The organism is Vibrio sp. qd031, assembly GCF_002100145.1.
In the GTDB taxonomy this organism is placed as follows: Bacteria; Pseudomonadota; Gammaproteobacteria; order Enterobacterales; family Vibrionaceae; genus Vibrio.
In genome coordinates, this window is the sequence record NZ_JXQD01000030.1 from 56361 (window position 1) to 81692 (window position 25332).

Sequence of the window (25332 nt, forward strand, 5' to 3'; positions counted from 1 at the left end):
AACAACCTATGACAGGATTAAGTCTTAAAAATATTAAAAAGGCCTACGGAAAAACCGAGGTTATCCATGGGGTTGATTTGGACATCGAACAAGGTGAGTTTGTTGTCTTTGTTGGACCTTCCGGCTGCGGTAAGTCTACTCTGCTTAGAATGATAGCGGGGCTTGAAGACATCACCTCGGGTGACATGTTCATTGAGTCGGCACAGGTCAATGATATGCCAGCGGCTATGCGCGGCATCGCCATGGTATTCCAGACCTACGCTCTCTACCCACACATGACCGTTTATGACAACATGGCATTTGCGATGCGGATTGCCAAGCAAGACAAAGAAACCATCCATGAACGTGTTATGGACGCCGCAAGAATGCTGCAATTAGAGCCCTATCTAGATAGGCTACCTAAAGCCCTATCAGGCGGTCAAAGACAGCGCGTTGCGATAGGCCGAGCGATTGTCAGGCAGCCCAAAGTGTTCTTGTTCGATGAGCCTTTATCTAACTTGGATGCGGCCCTTCGTGTACAAACTCGAATAGAAATCGCTAACCTTAACGAACAGTTACCGCAAACCACCATGATTTATGTTACCCATGATCAGGTAGAAGCAATGACACTGGCCGACCGCATCGTGGTTTTGTCGGCGGGAATTATTGAGCAAGTGGGAACCCCGCTCGAGCTGTATACGAGTCCGGCAAACGTATTTGTGGCTCAATTTATTGGCTCACCGTCGATGAATATTGTGACCTGTCAATGTCTAAAAAGCGGCGATACGACCCATCTTAAGGCACCAAGCGGTCTAGATGTAGCAGTGCCTATTTCGTCTCACAATGAGTTAGTAGGCCAGCCATTAAGTCTAGGTGTGCGACCGGAAGATTATCAACTGGCAGATCAACACAATGCCATGATCAGTGGCGAAGTGATGTTTGTCGAATCACTTGGTGAAGTGACGCTTTTGCACATCAATGTTGAAGGGGTTGAGCAAGCCATTATTGCGAAGTTACCTGGTATTTATGACTTTCACAAAGGGGAGACTATTCACCTAACTGCCGACTTAGAGAAGGTTCACCTATTTAACGAAAAAGGAATATCGCTCAAACACTTAGTTAATTAACCACAGCAATATGATAGTTATCACAACAGCCCTCTGATCCCTGAACCATACTCACACTAGGTTTACGGAAATAGGGGGCTATTTATGTCGGCACCGCATCGCGCCAGTTTATCCATCGACAACCACCCCTGGTTCGAACATCATCGTAGCAGCGTAATATTTTGCCTCGACGTTATGATATTCGCGCTACTTTATACCTATTTACCATTAGAGCATGACGTCACTGTAGGTCTGGCAATACTGGTGTTTATCGCCATTTTGTGGCTCACCGAAGCATTACACGTTACAGTCACTGCATTGTTGGTGCCAATACTCGCGGTAGTATTCGGCGTATTTGATCTCCAAAATGCCTTACACAGCTTTTCCAATTCGATAATATTTCTCTTCTTAGGAGGCTTCGCGTTAGCGGCGGCATTACACCGTCAGGGGCTGGATAAAATTATCGCAGACCAGGTTCTGGTGCTGGCACGCGGTAAACTGCTAAGCGCAGTTCTGTTACTGTTTGGGACGACCGCATTGTTATCGATGTGGATCAGTAACACCGCGACCACGGCTATGATGCTGCCGCTCGTGTTAGGTATTTTGACCAAGCTTGATCCTAACAAGCAACACAGCGGCTATGTGTTTGTTTTATTAGGCATTGCCTACAGCGCAAGCATTGGTGGTATCGCGACCATTATTGGCAGCCCTCCTAATGCTATCGCCGCCTCAGAAATGGGCCTAACCTTTACCCAATGGATGTCTTTTGGCGTTCCAGCCGTGATCGTTTTGCTGCCAATCGCTATCGCTATACTCTATATGGTCTTGAAACCCGATCTTAGTGGTGAATTTAACTTTGCCACTACAAACATCAAGTTAACTAAGAATCAAAAATTGGTCTTGGGGATCTTTGCGCTAACCGTAGGTGCGTGGATATTTAGCAAACCTCTTAGTGCGCTATTTGGCGGAATAGCCAAGTTTGATACCTTGGTAGCAATCACAGCAATCGTTGCACTTGGACTGGCAAAAGTCGTTCATTGGAATGATATTGAAAGAACCGCAGATTGGGGGGTGTTGTTGCTGTTTGGCGGCGGTATTTGCTTAAGTAACATCCTTAAAGCCACCGGAGCCAGTCTTTATTTGGCGACCACACTCAGCCTATTGATCCAAGATTGGCACACAATATTGATCATCGGCATGCTGGCCATGTTCGTGGTGTTTTTGACCGAATTTGCTAGCAATACCGCCAGTGCAGCATTATTGATTCCAGTGTTTGCCGGCGTTGCTGAAGCGTTTGGGCTGTCGCCCATGATTGTGTCAGTGCTTATTGCAATGTCCGCTTCATGCGCGTTTATGTTGCCCGTCGCAACGCCACCAAACGCTATTGTCTTTGGGTCTGGTCACATACAGCAAAAAGAGATGATGCGTATAGGTCTGGTGCTGAACCTATCCTGCATTGTCATTTTGACTGTTCTTGTGAGTATCTGGTTGTAGCAATTGACTCTAGCGTTGCGGGTAACTAATTTACTTCCGCTTGTAAATACCCTTTTTCGAATAAACGATATTACATGTATTTTTCGGGGGCTCGAATAAAATGGCGTTCCTGTTCCCGATCAGTTCCTCATTCCATGAAAAAATCACTATTACTCCTATTTCCGTTTGCTTTACCTGCATTGGCGGAAACCGACAATAAGCAAGAACTTCAAGACATGTCTGATCCACTAGCGGTTTATACGCAAGCGGGTGCTGGCTATACCGTTAAAGGTGTGAACATGAAAGTAGGCCAGACATTTGATACCGGTAGCGACACCACCGTAGGCATGAATGTATTTGAAATTAAAGGCTTTGCTGGTGAAGCACTAGGCTGGGCCGATACTGCTGATAACAGTATCGATTCACTAAGATATCGTAAATTTGGCGTAGACCTAACTAACGGCCGCGGCTCTCAGGTCGATCTTAATTTGGCATTTACCGATGGTACTGGCGCGCAAGGCAGTGCTTCTTACAGCTTCATTCAGGCATTGCCTAAGATGGGACCAGTAATGCTGTACCCTCTTGCGGGTGCCGGTGTTGCATTTGGTGAGACGTTTGACACTACGCGTGATGATGCACAAGCCCTCGATCGCTGGGATCTGCACGGCACGTTTTACGTGGTTGGTATGTACAGCAAGATTGATGTCACTGACACAATTTGGCTGAACTATAACCCAATGTTCATGGATAGCATTTCAGGGTCAGATATCCATAAGGATATTATCGACGGTGAGCTTCTCCATGAAGTGTCTGCGAGTTACCAAATCAATGGCCGCACCAACATTCGTTATTTCGCTAACTGGAATCAAGACTCAAACTTTGCCGATGGTGACCATCGAGTCGAAGTTAACTACCAGTTTTAAGAACGCCTATCTCAACGCAAAACAGGAGCCAAAGTGCTCCTGTTTCTTAAACTCTAATTTTTTCCCCTGCACTCTTATACTACTTAAGCTCAAAGCGAATGGATAATGAAGTCGACTAAATTCTATTTACTCCATAAAATTAACTTGTTAACTGTAAGGAATAGTAGACATGGCGTCAGAAAAAATTGAATTACCCGTCGGGTACTATTTAGAAAATTTTCGACGCTTGGTGGATCATGCTCAAAATAATTATTCCTCGCTAATAACGAAGCAAGAAACTCGTTGGCTCGCGACGTTTGCCTCTTTGTCCATACAAGGTCAACGATTGACCGTCAGACTGCTGACTCGTAAGGGGGTATGGTTTCGAAGTGATAAGCTGATTTACCGGGAAATCCCCAATACAGAAGAAACGCTCAAAGAGTTGGACAATGCAGAGATAGTACATCTCAATCCTCCCCTGAGTGCTGTCGAGTTGGGCACACAACTATTAACTAAGAACGAAATCATTCAACGGTTTCCAGTCTCGAATAAGCAGTTAAAGAAGCCGCAACTCATCGAAGAGTTATGTGATACCGCGCAGGTACATCACTGTTCATTTACCATCGTTCAATTGATAGACAACGAGATACTAGACACTCTGCTGCTGCTGTTTTTCGCCAACTATCATCAAGATCAGAGCCAGTTTATTCTCGAAGATCTTGGGGTACACAAGTTTGAAAACTATACACTGGACGAGCGCAACCGCTTTTACCAGCATCGGCAGCAACTAGAAAGTCTTCGATTATTCTCTCAACTGACCGATGATTACTACAATCGATATCGCTCGTTACCCAAGGATGATAAGATCGGTGCGTTAGAGCACTGGTACTCGCTCATAGACAACGACCGTAAACAGTACGCGGATCCGTCTGCACATTCATACACCCATACAAAAAGGCAAAGTCTGGTTAACCTCATTGCTCGGGACTTCGAGCGATTAGGTATGCACGATAAAGCATTAGAACTGTTCAATAGTACCGAGCTTCCACCATCACGTGAGCGCCGTGCGCGTATATTACTTCAGCAAGAACATGTTGATGAGGCCTCAATGATCATTAATGAAATGCTCGAACACCCTCTAAGTATCGAGGAACAAGAAGTGGCGCAGCGTTTACTGACTAAACAGTTGAGAGCTCAAGGCGAAAAAGTGCCGCGCACGTCTAAGCCTAAGGTTGCTGAAGATTTTATCCAGTTAGACCTCTCGACACAAAGAGTAGAGCTCGCTGCTGCAGACTACTATCGAGCACAAGGCTTTAAGGTGTACTACGTTGAGAATGCATTCTTATGTGGATTATTTGGTTTGCTGTACTGGGACGCTATATTTGCTGCTGTAGACGGTGCGTTCATCAATGCGTACCAAGCGCAACCTAAAAACCTTTACTCTTCAAAGTTTGCTCTGCTAAGGCAAGTAGAGCTAAATCGCTGTAGAGAACAGTTTGAACAACAGGGTTATGCGTTCTTATCGAACACGCTGCAAAAAAAGCAGGATATATTAAACCCTTTTGTGTACTGGTCTTTGTTTGATCAAGAGTTGCTGTCGCAGGCAGAGCAATGCATACCACCCGATACCCTCCTTCAACTCACCGACATCATTTTGAGTGACCGAAAGGCTTACCGAGCAGGTATGCCCGATTTAGTTGCCTTTAGAGACGGTCAAACCTTCTGGATCGAAGTGAAGGGTCCGGGAGATAAACTGCAAGATAATCAGTGGCGATGGATAAAGCATTTTCAATCATTACAGTTACCGATCAGAGTCTGTTATGTAAATCATCAATAGTATGAGTCTAGCCAAAGATGTTCATGATAAAAGTAAAACCATATTGTAACTAAACGCCCTATCTATCATACTGATTAAGCACGGATTTTGATACGCTACACAAAGAGATGGAACATGAAATCAACCACCCAGCTCCCCAGCAATAAAGCATTGCGTTGGGCAAAAGTATTGCTAAAGGCATTGATTGGACTCGCAATTTCTGTGGGGTTAACCGTTGTAGCGGTCGCGTTTATCCCTAGTGCGTTCAAGTTTGGGTTAAACCTAACCCTAGATTTGCTGTCAGAAAAAAAATTCACCATCTACGATGTCAGCAACCGAGAGCAATTGGTTGAGCATTTCGAATTGTCCAATCCAAATAACGACGATCATCTTTTGTTCAATCAATTATCCGAAAAGTTTGCGGATACGCGACAGCGCGATACTTTTTTTGCGCGGATGTTTGTCGCGCTTGATCACCCAGATATGTGCCAATACACCTTCATAGGAAAGCACCGCTTATACAATATTGCTTGGGTGGTACAAGCGAATGAATGCCGAAAGAAACACATCTGTAAGGATAAAAGTAAGCAAGAGTGTCAACTTATTCTGGAGAAAAGAAGTTGACAAATAAACTGATCAAGTTTGTTTGGTTGGTCATTGCAATCAGCGCTATTACCACCACACAAAACATCGTCTCCAATTATTCACTCGACGAAATGCAAGCATTGGTCGACGAAAATTTCTATCCGCTTATCGCAGCCTATGCACTACTTATTAGCGTTAGAGGGCTGTTGTTCATTCCCACACTCCCAATCATCATAGTCATGGCGAGTTCACTGCCACCACTTATGATGTTTGGGGTAACTTTGTTGGCCTCATGTTGCTCTTGCTACTTAGTGTGTTTGGCTGTGGATCATTTTGACATGAACAAACGGATCGAGAAACTGCCTCAAAAGTCCGTCAAAAAAGCACAACGTTGGATCCAGCGATTAGGTGTACCAGCCATTGCTGGTTGGGCATTCTTCCCTTTTGTGTTTACCGAGCTCATAGTGTATTTATCCCGGATCTCGGGAATGAAACGCAAGCACATTGTTTTTGCCGCTGGGTTGGGCGAAGGTTTGCTTATCGCAGGCATTATTTATGTCACCGACTGGTTTGTCACCTTCACCTTGTAAGCCTAATCAACCATGCCAAAACGCAAAAAGCCAACCCGGAGGTTGGCTTTTTAGTATTCTTTTTTTTCTTTTACTTACTGATGCGCTTTTTAAGCTTTTTCAGTAGAGATGGCTTGCGTGCTGGCTTCTTATAGTTCATGTAATCTTCTTGAACGCGCGCTGCTACAGCTTGACCTAATAGTGTTACACCAAATTCATAACTCATAATGCTTCTCCTAATCTTCTTTTCATCTTGCTCATCGGCTATGTTGTAAATTTACATAACATCGAAACAAAAATCAAGATATGTATCACATTTATTTTTCATTTCGCTCAAATTAGTGTGATATAGGACCGCGATCACGTAATAATAAGTCAAATATGTAATTAAATTACAGTAGAATCTTCAATATAATAGACAACGTCTGTGTTTTTACGGTCAACTAGCACGTTAGATTTGCCTAAGTGAACACTATCTAGGACGCATAAAAAAAGAGCACGACGTGCTCTTAGTTAATAATAGGAATGCGGTGATTATCAGCTACGTTTAGGCTGGCGATAGGTTTTTCCAGCAATCTGATAGATCTCTTTCGCACTATACTCGAATTGAGATTCAAAAAACCACGCAACAAATTGGATTACATCATCACCTTCGTTCATGACATGCTCAAGAAATTGCTCGCTATTGCCTTCGTCATCTGTCTGCTCGGTCACATGGTAAATGCGCAGCTGTCCATCCAATTCGGCAGCACTAAACTGGCCTTTTAGAGATTGGGCGGCATCGCTGATTTCTTTATGCTCACTCTGCGTGAAAAACTCAAGCGCTGGTGCTAATCCTTTGGTTTGAGTGGCTTGCTTTATAATCGCTTCAAATTCGGCGTGTTGCACATCTATTTCCTCTAACTCGATGGTGAGGCGAGATTGTCCTCTTTTCCTTCGCTTTGAGCAAGTGTCGGCAACTGTTTAAGCATAATATCCAACTCATTGCGCTTAGCAATAAATTGTTTGATTTGGTCGCCATCAATACCATCCGCCATCGGGATGTTTGCTCGCATTGCATTAACGGGTCGATTGTTGACCAACAACTCAAAGTGCAAATGTGGCCCCGTCACACGACCGGTTTGGCCACTTAGCCCGATTCGTTGTCCTCGCGACACCTTTTGACCCGTCCTAACTAGGATTCGGCTAAGGTGTAAATAACGGGTTTTGTAGTTGGACCCATGGTCAATCACAATGTATTTGCCCGCATAGGGATGGTCGCGCACCATGACAACGGTACCATCGCCTGTCGAGTTTATTGGCGTACCATTTGGCGTTCCAAAGTCGGTACCATTATGAGGGGTCACTTTGCCCGTCACTGGGTGCTTACGATTAGGGTTGAAGCCCGAGGTAATTCGATAACCGTTGACTGGATTACGAATAAACGCGCGCTGTAAACTTTCGCCGTTGGCATCGTAATATTGACCATCGTCATGCAAATACGCACTGATTTTGTTTCGACGGCTGTTTATTACAATGGCTTCAATTTCTTTGTTTCCAGTGAGTTTTCCATCAATGAACTGAACTCGCTGGATCACGCCAAACTCATCACCTGCTTGTAAATCTCGAGCAAAATTAATCTTATCGCCAAGCAAGTCTGCGATTTGGGCGATTTGATAACTGCCTAATCCTGCATTGTTAGCCGATAAAGAAAAGCTGCCATGCACCTCTCCCTTAATGACTTGCTGCTTCCAGTCACCGTTGAGCTGAATATCCTGATAGCCAAATCCATTGTCACCATCTCGCTCATATCTCACTTTATGCGCCAGTGAAAACTCAATTTCCATCTGATTGAGTAAACCGTTGCCTTCATCAATCCAGAAACGAAGTGTATCGCCAGGCTTTAAGGTATCTAGTGCCAATACATTGAGATCCGCTTCCATAACCGAAAGCAATTGAGAGTGGCCGATGTTAAATTTGTCGAAAATGGTGCTTAGGGTATCCCCTTTTTGAATGGTGGTTTCAAAGCTTGGAGGGGAGAAGGGTAATGTGTCTGATTGCTCAGTCAACTGAGACACCTCAGCTTGTGGCTCTGCGTTCAGACGAGTGAAGCGAGAAGTGATCTGGTCTTCAAGATCCAGCTCTACCTGTTTTCTGTTATTTGCGTCACTAGCCCAAACAAGTGCGGAAGTAATCAGACCAAAAGTCGCGGTCATTACCAATGTATTTTTTAACAAACGAGCCAAAATAAGTCGAACCTAAAACGAAGCTGCGGAATCTAATGAGGCGAAAATATACATAAAAAAGCATTAATTTTCATTACCTATTTATTGTAACTTTTTGTTCGATCAAAGTTGGCGATTCAATTATTTGAGCTAGGCTGCAATTGTGTTTTTGCAATCTCTTGAGAGTTAAGGGAAAAGACTTTTTCTTTGGGCAACGTTACGGGCTCCGAGAATGACTGCTCTTCACCACGATCAAGGAGCAAAACAGTCGCAGTAAAGCCAAGTAATGGAGATTCTTGCAAGGTAATTTGGTTTATTTCGATACGATCGCCCAACCATTGCCCCTCTAGCGGCAGTTGTTGGACTGTTCCCAGTGCCAAATAATGAAAAACGCCACTGCCTTGAGTCGTGACCATAAAAGGAAAGACTGCAACAGGTTGGTTTGAATCCTTGTAGAGCATCACACAGTTTTTAGAATGGACAGTTACATTGCCCCTAACCCACTCATCTTGGTAAGGGAAGTGAGTCATTCCAGGCTTAAACTCTATCGCCAGCACGACATCGGTCTCAGGAACCAACAAGTCGACCTGCATTGCGTCCAAACTGCACGACATACTTGCTCTGTCGGTCTGATTGACCCACGTGACGGTCGGTGAAACAGGCGGGTTTTCAGCAATTACAATGCTCGCGCGGAAAGTCAAAAAAAACGCGAGGGCCAACATTGTTATTCTTCTAAAAGCTGTCATCGTTGCACTCGTCCAAAGCCACTTCGTCACCCCTCAAGTTTAGCTGGCAACACGATATGGATCTGCCAGCACACTGACCCCTAAGCCGCTTTTTTTACTCACCACTAATTGTGTTGGGATCCTCTCTTTCAAAGCATCAATATGGCTGATCACACCAATCATTTTGCCACTGGTTTGCAAGTTGTCTAAGGCATCAAGCGCAATATCCAAGGTTTCGCTATCTAATGTGCCAAAGCCCTCATCTAAGAACAGTGAGTCGATAGAGGTTTTATGACTCACGAGATCCGAAAGGGCTAATGCCAATGCAAGACTGACTAAAAAACTCTCCCCGCCAGATAGCGTTTTGGTATCTCGCTCCACATCGGCTTGCCAGCTATCAATAACATTAAACTGTAGATCCGTGTTCTGATTGCGCTTGAGACGATACCGTCCATGCAATTGCGCTAAACGCTTATTGGCCAAATAAACCAAATTGTCCAAGGTGAGACTCTGAGCAAACTTTCTAAACTTATCGCCGCTACTAGAGCCGATAAGTCCATGTAAGTAAGCAATATCGTCGTAATAGATATCAAATGCCTTCATCTCTTCAACAAGCTCTGCGGCTTTGGACTGATTCTGGTGATCGATATCGATACGGCTGTTAATTTCGCCATTCTGTTGTTGGATTTGTTGGATCGCTTCTTCGGTTGTCGAGACGGCCCGTTTACAGCTTTCCTCATCGGGGAGCTCGCTAGGTTTCTTGTTTAGAATCTCTTGCTGCTGTTTATCTATGGCGCTCCATTCTCCGAGCGCATGCTGCAACGCCTGCTCGGCTAAAGCAATCTGCTTCTTCCATATTGGGGCATTAGCATGTAATTGGAGCGTTTGTTTGAAGGCTTCTTCATTATCAAATGAAGACTCTTCGACAGTATTTAACCATTGTTGGTTTGCTTGCTGCTGTAAAAGGGTCAGTTTTTGGAGATGTGCTTTGACCGAGTTTAGTTCGGTCTTAAGCTGGGTAATGCTGGTTTCACATTCGCGCAGTTTCGCACTCGCAGCCTGTTGCCCACGTTCATTGATAACTAATTTTTGTTTGAATTCTGCTCGTGTGTCGTCAATGGTTTTACGACCAAGGATTGAGAATCGCTTTTCTTGCAACTCGTTTAATTGCTGCTGTTTAGTCGTAAGTTCGCTTTGCATCTCATTGAGATCCGTCGTCCACTGCTCATTAATCGTGTTTTTCTGCGCAAGTGCTTGAGAGATTTCTATACGTGCGTTCTTTGCATTTAGCAGCTCAGACTCATGTTTTTTCCATGCTGCTAATCGCTCACGCAACGCCGTTAGTCCGTCCACGAGCTCTGAAGCATCAACCACAGAATCGATCTCTACGAAGCGATGAATTGACGCTTTTAGGTCTTCTAAAGCCCCCTGCCAAGACTGCTTAGTCTTCGACAACTGCTCACGAGTGTGCTGCTCTCGCTCTTGGCTGGATTTAAGCTCCGACTCAATCGCCCGAATATCGTTATCAAGTCCTTGAATAGCCGTGTTAGCTTGCTGAATAAACGCTTCCATGCGACTGGACTCATGGGTTAACGACTGAATCAACAATGCCAATGCATTGGTTTGCTCAAACTGCGCACGGCAGTGCTCTGCGGCGCTCTGAGAAGTCTGGATCTGTTCGAAGTCCACAACTAAGTTGAACCCAGTCTCTACAAGAGCATTGAGTTGTGTATTCCATTTTTCGCGTGCGACATCGTATTCGGGCTGCAGACTTGAGATAAGGTGCTGCTGATGTTCTATTTTCTGCTTAAGTACCGCTTGTTGCTCTCTTTGCGCCTGACCTTGCTCTGTGATGGCTTTTAGCTGCGCCGCTTTTTGCTGAAGTTGTTGCTTTTCATCAGACAACTCTGTCAATGTGTCATCAATGGCTTGATGCTCGCGAGATCCACACACAACACAAGGCTGATCGTCTTTCAACTCAGTTCTAAGCATCGCAATAGTATCAGCTTGACTGACCAACTTTTCCAACCACTTCACTTGAGTATCGCATTCTCTATAGTCTGCTTTAAGCGTGGCAATACTCTTTAGGCACTGTGCCTCCAGTTCACGGTCTTCGCCAACGCTTCGCGCAGATTGTGCCAATTGACCTTTTAAGTCTAAAGCTGTGTTATGAGTACGCAGCAGCTCGTCTGCCATCTGTTGTTGAATCCGTGCTTTCTCAGTCGCGGCATGTAGCTCTTTTATGTCTCCCTTAAAAGAGGCTAATCCATCTTCTATTTGACGCTTTAGGTCAGTCAGTTTTTTTTGCGAAGGTTCAAGTTCGACAGATTGCGCCTCCCTCGTAGAGACGAGTGAAGCTCGACGTTGTATGCTCTGTTCAATCAGCTTACCGTCTGCGGCTAAGGCAACTTCATGATCTCTAACCTTGGATTGTTCTTGCTGCAATTGCGCCATTTTGTGTTGCCACAAAGGCAAATTTTGCTCGAGCTGATCATCCAAGCTGTACCTTTTTTGGTAAGCCAGCACGCGTTCAATATCCTGCTCAAAACCCAGTTGCTTCTCTATGAGTAGCTTAATCTCTTGCTGCAAGGGAATGTGCTGCTCACTAAGCGTGTCGTGTTTAGCTCTAAGTCGCTGTAATTGTTGGCTTTCTATATCGATCTGTTTATCTAGCGGAGCGATTTGACTCACAATGTGCGCCTCAAAATGCTCCAGCTGCTGACGATCATCTTCCACAGCTTGTGTTGCCGCGGCCACGTCCTTTTCAAATTTCGGCAGCAACTGCTCACTCGCCGTTAAGGACGACAACACTGTACGCTCGTTTAGCGCAGCTTGCTCACGCTCGTTGCTTAATCGCTGATACTCCTCATAAAGAGGTTCCATTCCTTTAGCGAGCTCAACATCCATCAATTGCTGTTTTACTGCATCACACGCGTCTAACTCGCTTTGCGCCTGTAGCTTAGCGCTTGCTGTGAGAGCTAACCGCTCTGCGGTGGCGTTATAATTTTGCCACCAATTCAAATTTGACGAATGGGTAACGAGTTCTTTTTTAAGGTCGCGAATACGGACTTCATTTTCACTCAACGATTGCGCAAAGGCACTTTTTTCATCATCCGACAACAATTCAATACCCTGCGAGCGAGCGCTCAACAGTTCTTTCTTTTGCTTTGCTTCGGTAAAGTGCTGATGAACTTGCTGCGATATCAGACCGTAAATTTCTGTGCCGGTAAGTTCTTCTAAAAGCTCAGCCCGTTCGCCCTCTTCTGCATTTAGAAATGCCGCAAAGTCTCCCTGAGACAGCAACATCGATTTGGTAAAGCGCTCAAAATCTAAGCCTGTTACCGATTCAATGGCGTCCAATTTGGGCTTGATTTGTGACGCGATAATCTTGCCACTTTGGCGTTCAGCTAGACTGACTAACGCGCTTTGCAGCTTTCCATCCGCTTTTCCTCGCGCTCGCTTCATCGACCAACTTGCGATGTACTCGACAGACTTTACCGAGAACACCACTTCTGCACTGCATTCACCCGTCCCGTGGGTCATTAACTCATTAGTGCTGCTGGACACCACCTTGATACGCGGCGTTTTGTGGTAGAGCGCCAAACAGATAGCATCTAATATGGTGGTTTTACCGGCGCCCGTCGGTCCAGTGATTGCAAACAGTGCGTTTTCGCTAAAAGGCGGTTTAGTGAAGTCTATTTTCCACTCACCTTTAAGCGAATTAATGTTGCTAAATTGAACGCTTAATATTTTCACTTATTCGTTCCTTGCTTTGATGCATCTGCAGCGATATTTGACGAGGGATCATCTTGTTGAGAGGTTTCAACCTGATTGAGAATGTCATTAAACTGCTTGGTAACACGTTCGATTCGTTGCATGTACACATCGGTCATGTCGTCAGGTAGTTGTTGATTTAATTTACGCTCAAAAACATCTATAGGCAGCAGCTCGTCAAGAGAGTGTTCAATCACTTCGCTATCCGTTTTAGAGGAACTTGCCTGCCGTTGAATTCTTAAAACATCGGCATTTAAAGGCTCTAACATAGCGTAAATCTTTGCTTGCAGATCCGAGTATTGTTCAACCGAACTCACGCTGATACTTAACCAAGTTGTTAACGAGCTGTCTTCTAGCGAATTAATACTTGATTCAATCTCTGCTAGGTCACCAGATAAAGAAATCAATGGCCGAAATTTGGGTATGTTATGCAAGGTTGCCTGGCACTGTTGATTGCAATCTACTATCACCACCGACTTTTGTGTTGTCGCTTCATCAAAACTGAGCGGGATCGGCGATCCTGAGTAGCGGAAGTTACTGTTTTTGGAGACTCGCTGAGGGCGATGTATATGGCCAAGTGCTAAATAATCGAACGGAGGAAACTCGGTCGACGCAAACCCTTCTAACGTGCCAATATATATGTCTCGAACCGATTCAGACTGTGACATGCCAAGAGTGGTTAGATGCCCTGTCCCAATGATTGGCGCGCTAGGGTTTTGTTTGTCTCGACGTTCTGCAGCATACTGATAAAGAGATAGGTAATGCGCTGAAATCGCCTGAGATAGGTCTAATTGACGCTGCTGGGCGCTGATGCCTTGATTTTGCGATATCACATCTCTTGGGCGTAAAAAAGGGACTGCGCAAACCATGGCTCCAAGCTCACCGTTGCTATCGCGAAGCTCTACCAATTGCTGGTCATAGTCATCACTGGCGTTAGTGATCACCGAAGTATTAAGATACGCCAGTAGTTGCTGACTCTCTTGCAATACTGCTACCGAATCATGATTCCCCGCGAGTATTACTACTTGGCAATCAAGCTTGTGCATACGCACCACAAATTGATTGTACAGTTCGCGGGCGTAACTTGGCGGAGAACCAGTATCAAACACATCACCAGCCACAATAATTGCGTCAACGCGCTGGTTAACGACTGTGTCGCACAACCAATCGATGAACAGCTGATGCTCTTTAAGACGCGATTGTGTGAAGAAGTGCTGACCAAGGTGCCAGTCGGATGTGTGCAATAGTCGCATAACGATCTAATAACCTATGAATTTTTCTTGGTGGTACGTTACCAAAAAAAGACTCAAGGCGATACGTCAAGCTAAAGCAATTCAGCACACTTAAGCACAATGGCGACTATTGTAATGATGGGCTATCAGATAGGCACTTGTACGGTGCTAATACTACCCCTCACCTTCCACTGATTTTGCTTGGATCGCTTCGTAGATAATAAGGCCAATGAACGCCAGTACAATGCTAACCACACTCCCCAACAGAGCAAACTTAAAATCGACCCATTGCGCAAGCAATCCGGCGATACTACCACCAGCCATAGAGGCGATAGTCATTGAGTTACTGTAAAACGCGGAGGCGACTCCAGGTCTATCTGGTAGCGCGTCTTGGAATAGACTGATCGATAACCCAGCAAATACCCCAAAGAATATCCCATTAAAAATAGTCAGCATAAAAATGCTTGGTACGCTTTCGACCCATTGGAGACTTGCGTAGAAAATGAAACCAGAAACAAAGCTCCAACGGAGCAATCTTGACACACCCAATCGAGCACAATAGCGGGCTGCTAAAAGCATAAATGGAATTTCTAAACCTGCGGTAAGACCGAGCAACAACCCGGAAACGCTCACTTCTGCCCCCATCTCCTGAACCAAGTAGAGAGGGATGGCAGTGAAATAAATCGAGTGCGCAGCAAACGCAAAGAAGGTGATAGCACCCAGAAGCCAAAACAGCATTGGGATGGGTTCTGAATCTTCTCGCTGCTGCTTAGTTTTCTTGTTGGAAGTGGTCTCTGGCAAATTGTAGTGCGCAACCAGCATCACCACTACTGCCAGAACAGCAGCGGCTAGAAAGCTGGCTCGAAAACCAAACGCACCTGCAAGTCCAAAGGCAATCGGAGGACCAATGATCCAAACGCCAGATATTGACGAACGCATCTGCGCATTCAATGTGGTGGTGTTGAGTTTGCTGCGCTCCGCATACTTTCGGATCATCGTCATCGACTGACTCATCGACGTTCTCGCAATACTTAATAGCACGACGCCGGCAATAAGTAGCTGCCAAAAGCCATCTAATACCATCAGCGACACTGCGAACAACAACGAGCCAAGCATGGAGATTTGGTATAGGAGTTTGTCGTTTACCCCATTGTCAGAAAGTCGACCCACTAACTGGCTATAAAGCACGCCCGATATGGCTGTCGCAACCATAAACAGGCCAATGTACATTGGCTCCACACCTAACTCCTCCACCATAAAAGTAGGGATCAGGGGCGAGAAAAAGCAAAATACCATTGCACCAAAGGCATTGATGAAAAAGAAACGACCAGTTTGGCCGGACAATGCTGATAACGAAAATCGACTCACAAGACAATCCCAAGAAAGGAGGATAAAACAGAGACCAAGAACGGTCGAGGTGGCGACTATACCGAAGTGACGGATTTTTGTCCTGACTTTACGCAAGAAAAAGTCTGTTTTAATTGTGCCTCCTGGACCACGCTAATACCAACTAAGACCATTAACTGCTTATTTTTCCTTGTTGAAATCACAGGTGGCGAGTGAAATATTTCACTTTAAAAAACAACTTCCTACGGCAATCCCTTTCTTGTTACAAACTATTTTCCAGCGTATTTTTTCTGACCCGTTGATGATTTCGATTGGTATAAGCTGATTATCCGATATCACTGTGCTAAAAACAAAAAAAGACCGAAGGGCTAGCCCTTCGGTCTTAGTCTAAACAAGTATTAGTGCTGGTTACCCTTTCACACCACCGGCAGTCAGGCCACCCACCAACCAGCGCTGAGCCAGTAGGAATACAATGGTTATAGGAAGGGCCGAGAGTACCGCCGCTGCCGCAAAGTCACCCCATAGGTAGTTTTGCGGGTTCAAGTACTGCTGCATGCCTACTGCCAATGTGTAATTGTTCACATCAGTCAAAAGTAGTGAAGCTACAGGCACTTCTGTGACCACACCGATGAATGACAGGATAAATACTACCGCTAGAATTGGCACAGACAATGGCAACAATACTAAGCGGAAGGCTTGCCAAGGTGATGCCCCATCGAGAGCTGCGGCTTCTTCAAGCGAGTTATCAATCGACTCGAAGTACCCTTTTATCGTCCATACATGCAGTGCGATACCGCCTAAGTAGGAGAATATCAAGCCGCCGTGAGTATTTAGCCCTAAGAATGGGATGTATTGACCCAACTTATCAAACAGTGCGTAGAGAGCAACCAGTGCCAGTACCGCTGGGAACATCTGGAAAATCATCATGCCTTTTAGAATCGTTTCTTTGCCTCTAAAGCGCATACGGGCGAACGCATAAGCAGAAGTGGTCGACAGAGCAACGATAAGGACAGAAGTGATCCCTGCAATTTTCACTGAGTTCCATAGCCAAGTTAATACTGGGAATGGAGGTGGCGTAATACTGCCGTCTGAGTTAGTCACTGAAAATCCAAGTGCTAGTTTCCAGTGATCCAGTGTCGGGTTCTTCGGAATGATATCACCCACCGCAAAGTTACCCGTACGGAATGAAATCGCGACGATCATCAATAGTGGGAAGATGATCAGTGCTAGGAAACTCCACATCGCGATGTGAGTTGCCCAAACACGGTATTTTAAGTTTTTACCTTGTACCATTGGCATGGGAATGTCTCCTTAGTCTTGCGTAAGCTTGGTGAAGCGTAGGTTAAGTAGTGCTAGACCACCAACCAATAGGAAAATAAGCGTTGCGATTGCACTGGCTAGACCGAAGTCTTGTGTACCACTACCTTCAAACGCGATGCGATAGGTGTAGCTCACTAGTAGATCGGTATAACCGGCTGGCTCAGACACGCCAATCATGTTCGGTCCACCTTCTGTTAACAGGTAAATCATAACGAAGTTGTTGAAGTTAAAGGCGAAACTTGCGATTAACAGTGGAGTCATTGGCTTCATGATCAGCGGCAATGTGATGTTCTTAAAGTTCTGAAGGAAGTTTGCACCATCTATAGCTGACGCTTCGTACAGATCTTCTGGAATCGCCTTAAGCAAGCCCATTGCAAGAATCATCATATAAGGGAAGCCTAACCAGATATTCACAATGATGACCATGAGTCGAGCCAAAGTTGGATCGGTAAACCATGTTGGCTTGATGCCGAAAATAGCGTCCAAAATCATGTTTATCTCACCAAAGCTGTTATTAAACAGACCTTTGAACACTAAGATAGAGATGAATGATGGAACCGCGTAAGGAAGAATCAACAGAACACGATAGACCGCACGGCCTCGCAATGCTTCCCACTGAACAATACACGCGAGTACTAAGCCGATAATCAGGGTTAGAACAACCGTTGAAACTGCGAAGAAGATTGTCCAAATAAAGATTTCTAAAAATGGTTCTTGGATGCCCTCGTCCTGATAGATACGCTCAAAGTTTGCAATGCCGTTGGCGACAATAAAGCCAGGGGCAAGACCTTCTTCGCTCACAAATTGCTGGGTAGATTCGTCGTATTGTTGGTAGAAGCCGGTCTCGAAGTTGGCTTTAACGATCTCACCCGTACGGTTATTTTTAAGTAGCTCACCGTCTTCATCAAGCTTGGTATATAGTGGTCCAACAGCACCAAAGTTACGAAGGCCACTCATGCGCACTTCTTCTTGGTTTGGTAGCATCAGTTCGATCTGACCAAGTTGGTTTTTCTTAGCGATAATATCTTTTATTTTTAGTGCTTCGCCTTGAGCAGTACCTGGTGTCAAATCTAAGTTAATAACCGAGTCGTTATCCAGTGCAATCACTGGAGTCACTAATTGCTCGCCATCAACTGTAAGAGAAAGCTGGTAGCCGTTATCGGCTTCATGAAGCTTAAATGGGTAGTTATCGCCACTTCTGTAGGTGCGGTCCAAAAAGACGCCTTGAGCACGTTCAAAGGTGAGCTGGTTCTTACCGCTGTAGTTGGTAAACGCAAGGTTGACCGTGTAAAAAAGCGGAAAGAGTACGAATATAATCATGCCCGCAATACCTGGGAAGATATAACGGTGCGCATAGGTCTTTTGGCTTCCGAAGAAGTACAGACCGAGGGAAGTCACAATGACGGTTAGCATAGCGAACGGGAATTCGCCGTTCATATACATAAGGGTAGCTGCGTACCCATTTACAAGACCAATCAAACCCAACACAAACCATTTTAGAAGCTGTTTGTAATTGAGATTCATGCCGTTATTTGGCATTTTTGCGCCGCTAACTGACTGCATAACTTAACCTTAACTTACCTAACTTAAAACAAATAGGGGCCAAATTAGCCCCTATCAAAGACTTACGTATTATTAGCGAATCATTGCTTTATCAGCGTCAGCAAGTGCTGCGTCTACTGTTTGACGACCAGAAGCAATGTTTTCTAGTGCTTTAGTCGCTGCGTCCCAGAACTTAGGCATTTCAGGGATGTTAGGCATAGCCTCACCGTTCAATGCGCTGTTCATCGTTGCTGCAATGCGTGCATCGCCTTCTAGCTCAGCTTGATATTCTTTGTGTGCTACCGCGCCTAGTGGTACGTCAGCGTTCACTTTACCAAGACCTTCAGAAGTTAATAGGTAGCTCTCAAGGAATTCTACCGCTAGATCTTTGTTTGGTGATGCAGTGCTGATTTGCGCCGCTAGTACACCAACCATAGGCTTAGCATCTTGACCGTTGATCTTAGGAATGTACGTTACGCCGTAATCGATGCCCGCTTTGTCTGCGTTACCCCAGCCCCAAGGACCGTTGATGATCATTGCAGTTTCGCCTTTAGCGAACGTAGCATCCATAACACCGTAGTTCATGTCTGGAGAAATAACACCTTTGTCCATTAGATCGCGCATGAACGTTAGAGTGCTGTTTACGCCTTTCTCATCGATACCAGCGTCTTTAAGGTCGTAACCCGCTGCGCCACGCTTGTAGATGTAACCGCCGTCAGCAGCCATCATAGGCCAAGTGAAGTAAGCGTTTTTGAAATCCCACATGATGGCTTTTTTGCCTTCAGCAGAAAGTTTCTTATCGAGTGCTTCGATCTCTTCCCACGTTTTTGGTGGGTTAGGAACAAGAGCTTTGTTGTAGATTAGCGAGATAGCTTCTACAGAGATTGGGTAGCCGTAGTATTTACCTTTAACATCTACCGCATCCCAAGTGAAATCGAACATTGCGTCTTTTACATCAGAAGAAGGGTTAACTTCTGCTAGTAGACCAGATTGAACGTAAGCGCCGATACGATCGTGTGGACCAATGAAAATGTCTGGGCCGTCACCTGTTGCAGCAACTTGAGCAAACTTGTTTTGAATGTCATCTGGGTATTGAACACTTACTTTAATACCCGTGTCTTCTTCAAATTGTTTACCTACTTCTGCTAGGCCGTTGTAACCTTTATCAGGGAAAATCCAAACGGTAAGTTGACCTTCCTCGATCGCAGCGTTTGCGCCAAATGAACCTAGAGCAACCAGTGTACCTAGTGCCACAGAACTTAGGGCTTTTTTCATGTTCATAATCCTTTGTTATTTTGATGTAGGGCTTTCTATACAGATAGCCAGAAGTCAGGGTCTATCATCAGAGATTTTGAAGCATATATCATCCTCCTACCCTCTACGCCCCTGAGGGGTTAACACGATTTCGTGATCTTAGTCCGATCGCGCTCGAGATCTCGCTCACAGATTTTTCAGTAGAGTGACTTTGCTCCCAACTTTTTGGCGGGCAAAGTTGAGCAAGATCAGATTTTGCGGCTCAATAGGCTCTAATACTCCTCCTCCTCTACTCCCCCCCCAACTTTTTTTAACCGGGAGGATGTCATGGGTAGCAAAATCATCAAAACTAAGCTCATCCTAGAGTGGATAGTAAGAACCTTAGCGGTCGTTAGCTCACCGGTTACGATCGCTTTACATTGCGCAGTGCTTGATTTTGATTGATAGACAGTTTCGTTTTGGGGATGTGTATCAAACGGGGGAAGTCAAGTCACCATTGCTGATGGCGGGTGGTGTGATACATTATGCACCACCCTAATTTTCTTGCTAGCTCTAACACAGTTTCTAGTAGTTATCGCACACAACTTCATACAAGTATAAGTGGTCGATAAATTTAAATTAAACTCGAGGACAAGCTTAATGGCGAGTGTCACGTTAAAAAATGTATGTAAAGCCTATGGTGACGTTCTGATCTCAAAGAACGTTGACCTAGAGATCCAAGAAGGTGAATTTGTAGTATTTGTTGGGCCGTCAGGTTGTGGTAAATCTACACTATTGCGTTGTATTGCAGGCCTAGAAGACATCACATCAGGTGATCTTTACATTGGTGAAGAACGCATGAACGATACCGAACCTTCTAAACGTGGCGTAGGTATGGTGTTCCAATCATACGCTCTATACCCTCACCTAAACCTTTACGACAACATGTCTTTTGGTATGAAGCTAGCAAAAGCTGAAAAAGGTGAAATCGATAAGCGTGTTACTCATGCTGCGGACATCCTACAGCTTACTCACCTATTGGATCGTCAACCTAAAGCATTATCTGGCGGTCAACGTCAGCGTGTTGCCATTGGTCGTACTTTAGTATCTCAACCAAACGTATTCCTTCTGGATGAGCCTCTTTCTAACCTGGATGCAGCACTGCGTGTACAAATGCGCAGCGAAATCACTAAGCTACAACGCAAATTGGGTTGTACCATGATTTATGTAACGCACGATCAGGTAGAAGCCATGACTATGGCTGATAAAATCGTGGTACTTGATGCAGGCTTTGTCTCTCAAGTTGGTAAGCCACTTGAGCTTTACCACTACCCACAAAACCGTTTCGTAGCGGGCTTCATTGGCTCACCAAAAATGAACTTCATGAGCGTGCACATATTAGAAGCTGAGCCAGAGCGAGTTAAAGTAGAACTAGCCAATGGCGCGTCTTTCTGGATCCCTGTAGAAGGCAGCACAGTGAATGTTGGCGACCGCATGTCTTTGGGTATTCGTCCTGAGCATTTACGCACCGCAGACGATGGTGATGCATCTATCCAAGGCGAAGTAATGATTGTTGAAAAACTGGGCCAAGAAACTCAAGTTTATCTTAACCTAGACGGTGCAGATGCAGACGTTATCTTCCGTCAACCAGATACTCTTGACGTAGAGCCAGGCGATCACTACTCAATTGGCATCAATGCAGACCGATGTCACCTGTTCCATGCCGACGGCCAAGCTTGTCGTCGTCTATTTAAAGAAAAGGGCGTATAACCCTTTCTTATACCTCAAAAAAAACCTCCTAACACGGAGGTTTTTTTATAGGCATGTTTGCCACTTACACAGTAACACCAAGGACGTACAGTGGAGATTCACTACTTAAACATTACTGCGTCATTTAACAGCTTAAGGTGCCATACCTTGCAAGGGTTCGTCTTCAAGAAGCATGTGCTCGCGAGCCCAGATTAATGCTTGCAAACGGTTCTTCGCATGGATTTTCTTAAACACGTTGTGTAAATGCGTTTTTACCGTGTTTTCACTGACGAATAACTTTTCTGCGATCTCTACATTCGATGCACCACTGCCCAGCAACTTAATGATTTCCTGTTCACGCTTCGTTAAGTTAGCGTCGACACTGTGCGCTTTTGGACGGTGCATGCTTCGGAAATACATAATGTATTCCTGAGCTAATTTTCGGCTAAGCCACATCTCACCCTCAGTGATGCGCTGAATACCTTGAGCAAGCATCGAAATATCATCAGAAAGATAGAACACACCAACCAAATTGGTCCATCCGAGCAAGTCTCCGTAATGAAGGTCTTTATTGCAGTTGATCAAAATTTCATTGGCGTGCGGAAAATCCACAGCTTTGCAATTCACGTAGTACTCTACATAACGCTCTTCAAAGGCAGACATATCAATCATTAGATAATCATCGACATCGATGCTTTGTTCAATCAGTGCATTGAGTGGATAAACCTTTAAGCGAATACCTAAGTTGTGCTCCAAGGACTCTTTCAGCAGCGTGGTTTGCATGCTGGGTTCTGTCAGCAGTACAATCTCTTTTTGATAGAGTACTCCCTGCTGCGGGTCTGTATTCATTGTTCTAGCCTCCTACTGTACGATAGTTAACTTTTAGTCAAAATCTTAGACCAATTCAACCATAGCAAGTGAGACGGGCGAGCGAAAAAAGGAAAATTGAGGAAATCGGTTGCTATTTGTTAGCAATATGGTGTTACATTCTCATTTGTAAGACGGTGTAGAAGTGGCAGGCTTTACGCTCCTACCACTTAAGACTCTTAGTGCACAGGCTTGTCATTCTGAGCGTAATAGTGACCAAAGAACTGCTCTAAAACTTCAGGAGTGAGCTCGCCCTTTTCTTCTAATTCTTTCAGCTTAGCTGCGATCTCTTTTTGCTCTTCCATGCTCGGTAACTTAACCTCTGGTTCATCTGCTACCTGCTTGCTCATCGCCTCTAACTCTTTTTCAAAATCACTCATAAAATACTCGTTGTCTCATTACCAATGGGAAAGGATGCCTATAGGACAGTGTGAAACACATTATTCTACACTTAACTCAAAATTGGATCTTGTATCACATTGATACAAAAGCAAATTCACAGGACACCACAAACCGTATAATATACTATTTATATAAGCCACTCCCGTGGCCCATAGATTATAACAAAAAAGAGTACCTTTGAGATGTTCGATTCACTTTGGGCTGCACTAGAGCGTAAAATCGTCCAGGTTCAGTCCTTTCCTCCTTTTAGCACAATTGATGGTGACTTGGCAGCTCATCCAGTGTCACTGGCGGTTCTCGGGTTAATAACAACCCTATCGTTAGCAGCCACCGCCAAAAGAAGAAGCCATAAGTACAGCCGACCAAAACAAACAGCACTGCGAGTGATAGCACTGGAAAAACAGACCATCTCCCCGTCTGCGGCTATGGAGGTATTACGTCAAGCCGTTCGCTACTACTACCCGCAATCTTACATTGACTCACTGAGTGGTGACGCTTGGTTTGTATTTCTAGACTCTCAAGCAGAAAAGCCCCTGTTTAAAGAACACTCTGCTGAGTGGCAACAAGCGATGCATCCACAATATCAACTGCGTCGTCAACAAATAGATAAGGCTACTCTTGTAGAGCAATGCGAAGCTTTTATTCACCAAGCACTTCCTCCTACGCGTCAACAGAAAGCGGCTGCCAGGATAGCGTCTAAAGCGCAATAGCGGCCACAAAAAAGCCCCTCATATGAGGGGCAAAAGTTCCATCGCTTATTGTTGTAGTTTATACATTTATCAATTAACCAAAGTCACCGTTCACGTAGCCACGTGTACGATCATCTTTAGGGTTTGAGAAAATCACTTTAGTATCATCGTGTTCAACCAGCTCTCCCATGAGGAAAAATGCTGTTCTATCTGAAATACGGCGTGCCTGCTGCATTGAGTGAGTCACGATTACAATGGTGTAGTTCTGCTTGAGGCTCTCCATCAAATCTTCAATTTTTGAGGTCGCTATTGGGTCCAAAGCCGAGGTTGGCTCATCCATTAAGATGACGTCAGGCTCCATAGATATAGTACGCGCAATACATAGACGTTGCTGCTGACCACCGGATAATCCAAACGCATGAGATTTAAGGCGATCTTTCACCTCATCCCAAAGTGCTGCACCGCGCAATGAACGCTCTACCACCGCATCGATATGCTTCTTGTCTTTAATACCTTGAGCTCGTAAGCCATAAGCTACGTTCTCATAAATGCTCATTGGAAATGGGTTTGGCTTCTGGAAAACCATACCGACACGAATACGCAAATCAGCAACGTCGATGTTACCGTAAATGTCTTGATCATCCATCTGTACAAGACCGGTGATCTTAACGCCAGCAATAAGGTCATTCATGCGATTCAAACAGCGTAGCAATGTCGATTTACCACAGCCTGAAGGGCCGATAAGTGCGGTAACTTGCTTTTTAGGCACTGGAAGATTAATGCCTTTAAGTGCTTGGTTTTCACCGTAAAAAAGGTCTAAGTTTTCGATGTTAAATTTGTTCATTGTTCTTTCTCTTCAATTCTTTTTCGTTCGCAGTCGCGGTGAAGACTGAGCCTATTTCGCTATCGCTTAAGGCAGTCTGTCTCGAGTTTTTGCTTAAATTAGTAAGTAGCTTTGCTAATGCGACTTGCGAGTAATTTGGTAAACATATTGATCAGCAGTACAACTACAATCAGTACAGTTGCGGTGCCGTACGCTTGGTTCCATTCATCTATCGTGAATAGCTCCGTAGTCAGTTTATACAGGTGAACGGTTAGGGTACGTCCAGAGTCCAATAAAGAATCAGGAATACGCGCTACCATACCCGCGGTCAAGAATACCGGTGCCGATTCACCGATCACACGACCAATACTGAGGATAACCGAAGTCAAAATGCCAGGGGTTGCACTTGGTAGAATCAAACGCCAAATGGTGTAGATTTTTGAAGAGCCTAATGCGTAAGAACCTTCTCTATAGGTCGATGGCACAGCCATCAGCGCTTCTTCAGTGGTACGGATAATGACTGGAAGTATCAAGATACTCAGCGTTAATGCACCAGAAAGAATAGAGAAACCAAGGCCAAGAATGGCAACGAAGAACGTCATACCAAACAGACCAAAGATAATAGACGGAATACCAGCCAATGATTCAGTACAGAAACGAATCACTTTCACTAAGCGGCTACCCACTTTCGCGTATTCAGTCAAATAGATTGCCGTCATAATACCCAATGGCGCTGCAACCGCTATGGACGCAAATACCATGTAGATGGTTGACACAATCATAGGGAAAATACCAGCTTCATCGCCTGTACGTGTGTAGTCATCGGTCACAAACTTCCAATCGACGAACTGCAGTCCGTTCGACAAGATGTACCAGATGATCCAAAACAAGAACCCTACGGTCAGTGATGCAGCAAACCAGATCATCGCGTTTAAAAAACGGTCTTTATTGACGCGAGCCTGTTTAAGTTTTGATTGAACTTGAATAGACATGTT

General features: G+C 44.9%; 22 protein-coding genes. 8 read left to right on the plus strand and 14 right to left on the minus strand.

Going from position 1 to position 25332, the window contains the following annotated elements; translation table 11 throughout:
• Positions 1-8 precede the first annotated feature (8 nt).
• The 6 genes from ugpC (at position 9) to ST37_RS16780 (ending at position 6451) form a co-directional block, all read left to right on the plus strand.
• Positions 9-1106, plus strand: coding sequence for a sn-glycerol-3-phosphate ABC transporter ATP-binding protein UgpC (gene ugpC, locus ST37_RS16755; protein ID WP_084888520.1), 1098 nt, complete (start codon positions 9-11; stop codon positions 1104-1106).
• 84 nt (positions 1107-1190) lie between these two features.
• A complete protein-coding gene (locus ST37_RS16760; RefSeq protein WP_084888522.1) occupies positions 1191-2579 on the plus strand; it encodes a DASS family sodium-coupled anion symporter in 1389 nt (462 codons plus the stop codon).
• Between the two features lie 134 nt (positions 2580-2713).
• Positions 2714-3481: a hypothetical protein gene (locus ST37_RS16765; RefSeq protein WP_084888524.1), complete on the plus strand. Its 768-nt coding sequence runs from the start codon at positions 2714-2716 to the stop codon at positions 3479-3481.
• 169 nt (positions 3482-3650) lie between these two features.
• The gene (locus ST37_RS16770; RefSeq protein WP_084888526.1) at positions 3651-5297 is read left to right on the plus strand and encodes a VRR-NUC domain-containing protein; all 1647 of its coding nucleotides are present in this window, start codon (positions 3651-3653) and stop codon (positions 5295-5297) included.
• A gap of 114 nt (positions 5298-5411) precedes the next feature.
• Positions 5412-5900 (plus strand): hypothetical protein, encoded by a 489-nt coding sequence (locus ST37_RS16775; protein WP_084888528.1) that lies wholly within the window; start codon positions 5412-5414, stop codon positions 5898-5900.
• On the plus strand, positions 5897-6451 hold the full coding sequence (locus ST37_RS16780; protein ID WP_084888530.1) for a VTT domain-containing protein: 555 nt from the start codon (positions 5897-5899) through the stop codon (positions 6449-6451). The genes ST37_RS16775 and ST37_RS16780 overlap by 4 nt, the downstream gene beginning before the upstream one ends.
• A gap of 70 nt (positions 6452-6521) precedes the next feature.
• Here ST37_RS16780 and ST37_RS20365 read toward each other — a convergent pair whose 3' ends face one another.
• The 10 genes from ST37_RS20365 to malE all read right to left on the minus strand — a co-directional run bounded on the left by ST37_RS20365 (position 6522) and on the right by malE (position 19849).
• Positions 6522-6656 carry a hypothetical protein gene (locus ST37_RS20365; RefSeq protein ID WP_277922160.1) on the minus strand — a complete coding sequence of 45 codons (135 nt, stop codon included), beginning with the start codon at positions 6654-6656 and terminating at the stop codon, positions 6522-6524.
• 311 nt (positions 6657-6967) lie between these two features.
• Complete coding sequence (locus ST37_RS16785) at positions 6968-7318, minus strand: hypothetical protein (protein ID WP_084888532.1); 351 nt, start codon at positions 7316-7318, stop codon at positions 6968-6970.
• Positions 7319-7329: 11 nt separating this feature from the next.
• Entirely contained in the window at positions 7330-8655 is a 1326-nt protein-coding gene (locus ST37_RS16790; protein ID WP_242426343.1) for a peptidoglycan DD-metalloendopeptidase family protein, read from the minus strand.
• A gap of 116 nt (positions 8656-8771) precedes the next feature.
• Positions 8772-9248, minus strand: coding sequence for a hypothetical protein (locus ST37_RS16795; RefSeq protein ID WP_143698238.1), 477 nt, complete (start codon positions 9246-9248; stop codon positions 8772-8774).
• Between the two features lie 171 nt (positions 9249-9419).
• The gene (locus ST37_RS16800) at positions 9420-13115 is read right to left on the minus strand and encodes an AAA family ATPase (RefSeq protein ID WP_084888536.1); all 3696 of its coding nucleotides are present in this window, start codon (positions 13113-13115) and stop codon (positions 9420-9422) included.
• Positions 13112-14386: an exonuclease subunit SbcD gene (gene sbcD, locus ST37_RS16805; protein ID WP_084888538.1), complete on the minus strand. Its 1275-nt coding sequence runs from the start codon at positions 14384-14386 to the stop codon at positions 13112-13114. The genes ST37_RS16800 and sbcD overlap by 4 nt, the downstream gene beginning before the upstream one ends.
• 153 nt (positions 14387-14539) lie before the next feature.
• Positions 14540-15733 (minus strand): sugar efflux transporter, encoded by a 1194-nt coding sequence (locus tag ST37_RS16810; RefSeq protein WP_084888540.1) that lies wholly within the window; start codon positions 15731-15733, stop codon positions 14540-14542.
• Between the two features lie 387 nt (positions 15734-16120).
• A complete protein-coding gene (malG, locus tag ST37_RS16815; RefSeq protein WP_084888542.1) occupies positions 16121-17011 on the minus strand; it encodes a maltose ABC transporter permease MalG in 891 nt (296 codons plus the stop codon).
• A 12-nt stretch (positions 17012-17023) separates the two neighbouring features.
• A complete protein-coding gene (gene malF / locus ST37_RS16820) occupies positions 17024-18571 on the minus strand; it encodes a maltose ABC transporter permease MalF (RefSeq protein ID WP_242426349.1) in 1548 nt (515 codons plus the stop codon).
• Between the two features lie 96 nt (positions 18572-18667).
• On the minus strand, positions 18668-19849 hold the full coding sequence (malE, locus tag ST37_RS16825; RefSeq protein ID WP_084888546.1) for a maltose/maltodextrin ABC transporter substrate-binding protein MalE: 1182 nt from the start codon (positions 19847-19849) through the stop codon (positions 18668-18670).
• Positions 19850-20467: 618 nt separating this feature from the next.
• Between malE and malK the strand changes: the two genes are divergently transcribed.
• Positions 20468-21577 (plus strand): maltose/maltodextrin ABC transporter ATP-binding protein MalK, encoded by a 1110-nt coding sequence (gene malK / locus ST37_RS16830; protein WP_084888548.1) that lies wholly within the window; start codon positions 20468-20470, stop codon positions 21575-21577.
• 132 nt (positions 21578-21709) lie between these two features.
• Here malK and ST37_RS16835 read toward each other — a convergent pair whose 3' ends face one another.
• Both ST37_RS16835 and ST37_RS16840 read right to left on the minus strand, forming a co-directional pair.
• Positions 21710-22405, minus strand: a complete 696-nt coding sequence (locus ST37_RS16835; protein WP_206780101.1) for a LuxR C-terminal-related transcriptional regulator — start codon at positions 22403-22405, stop codon at positions 21710-21712.
• Between the two features lie 197 nt (positions 22406-22602).
• Positions 22603-22803 carry a restriction endonuclease subunit S gene (locus ST37_RS16840; RefSeq protein ID WP_084888550.1) on the minus strand — a complete coding sequence of 67 codons (201 nt, stop codon included), beginning with the start codon at positions 22801-22803 and terminating at the stop codon, positions 22603-22605.
• Positions 22804-23007: 204 nt separating this feature from the next.
• Here ST37_RS16840 and ST37_RS16845 point away from each other — a divergent pair, with 204 nt between their 5' ends.
• The gene (locus tag ST37_RS16845; protein WP_084888552.1) at positions 23008-23535 is read left to right on the plus strand and encodes a DUF4381 domain-containing protein; all 528 of its coding nucleotides are present in this window, start codon (positions 23008-23010) and stop codon (positions 23533-23535) included.
• A 73-nt stretch (positions 23536-23608) separates the two neighbouring features.
• Here the strand turns inward: ST37_RS16845 and pstB are convergent, their stop codons facing one another.
• Together pstB and pstA are read right to left on the minus strand one after the other, a co-directional pair.
• Positions 23609-24358 (minus strand): phosphate ABC transporter ATP-binding protein PstB, encoded by a 750-nt coding sequence (gene pstB, locus ST37_RS16850; protein WP_084888554.1) that lies wholly within the window; start codon positions 24356-24358, stop codon positions 23609-23611.
• A gap of 98 nt (positions 24359-24456) precedes the next feature.
• Positions 24457-25329 (minus strand): phosphate ABC transporter permease PstA, encoded by an 873-nt coding sequence (gene pstA / locus ST37_RS16855; protein WP_084888556.1) that lies wholly within the window; start codon positions 25327-25329, stop codon positions 24457-24459.
• Between the last annotated feature and the right edge of the window lie 3 nt (positions 25330-25332).

Excerpts from the sequence above, each read along its gene's own strand:
- ugpC (WP_084888520.1), top strand. The coding sequence starts at position 9 with ATGACAGGATTAAGTCTTAAAAATATTAAAAAGGCCTACGGAAAAACC.
- ST37_RS16760 (WP_084888522.1), top strand. The coding sequence starts at position 1,191 with ATGTCGGCACCGCATCGCGCCAGTTTATCCATCGACAACCACCCCTGG.
- ST37_RS16765 (WP_084888524.1), top strand. The coding sequence starts at position 2,714 with ATGAAAAAATCACTATTACTCCTATTTCCGTTTGCTTTACCTGCATTG.
- ST37_RS16770 (WP_084888526.1), top strand. The coding sequence starts at position 3,651 with ATGGCGTCAGAAAAAATTGAATTACCCGTCGGGTACTATTTAGAAAAT.
- ST37_RS16775 (WP_084888528.1), top strand. The coding sequence starts at position 5,412 with ATGAAATCAACCACCCAGCTCCCCAGCAATAAAGCATTGCGTTGGGCA.
- ST37_RS20365 (WP_277922160.1), bottom strand. The coding sequence starts at position 6,656 with ATGAGTTATGAATTTGGTGTAACACTATTAGGTCAAGCTGTAGCAGCG.
- ST37_RS16795 (WP_143698238.1), bottom strand. The coding sequence starts at position 9,248 with ATGTCGTGCAGTTTGGACGCAATGCAGGTCGACTTGTTGGTTCCTGAG.
- sbcD (WP_084888538.1), bottom strand. The coding sequence starts at position 14,386 with ATGCGACTATTGCACACATCCGACTGGCACCTTGGTCAGCACTTCTTC.
- malG (WP_084888542.1), bottom strand. The coding sequence starts at position 17,011 with ATGCCAATGGTACAAGGTAAAAACTTAAAATACCGTGTTTGGGCAACT.
- malF (WP_242426349.1), bottom strand. The coding sequence starts at position 18,571 with ATGCCAAATAACGGCATGAATCTCAATTACAAACAGCTTCTAAAATGG.
- malE (WP_084888546.1), bottom strand. The coding sequence starts at position 19,849 with ATGAAAAAAGCCCTAAGTTCTGTGGCACTAGGTACACTGGTTGCTCTA.
- malK (WP_084888548.1), top strand. The coding sequence starts at position 20,468 with ATGGCGAGTGTCACGTTAAAAAATGTATGTAAAGCCTATGGTGACGTT.
- ST37_RS16835 (WP_206780101.1), bottom strand. The coding sequence starts at position 22,405 with ATGAATACAGACCCGCAGCAGGGAGTACTCTATCAAAAAGAGATTGTA.
- ST37_RS16840 (WP_084888550.1), bottom strand. The coding sequence starts at position 22,803 with ATGAGTGATTTTGAAAAAGAGTTAGAGGCGATGAGCAAGCAGGTAGCA.
- ST37_RS16845 (WP_084888552.1), top strand. The coding sequence starts at position 23,008 with ATGTTCGATTCACTTTGGGCTGCACTAGAGCGTAAAATCGTCCAGGTT.
- pstB (WP_084888554.1), bottom strand. The coding sequence starts at position 24,358 with ATGAACAAATTTAACATCGAAAACTTAGACCTTTTTTACGGTGAAAAC.
- pstA (WP_084888556.1), bottom strand. The coding sequence starts at position 25,329 with ATGTCTATTCAAGTTCAATCAAAACTTAAACAGGCTCGCGTCAATAAA.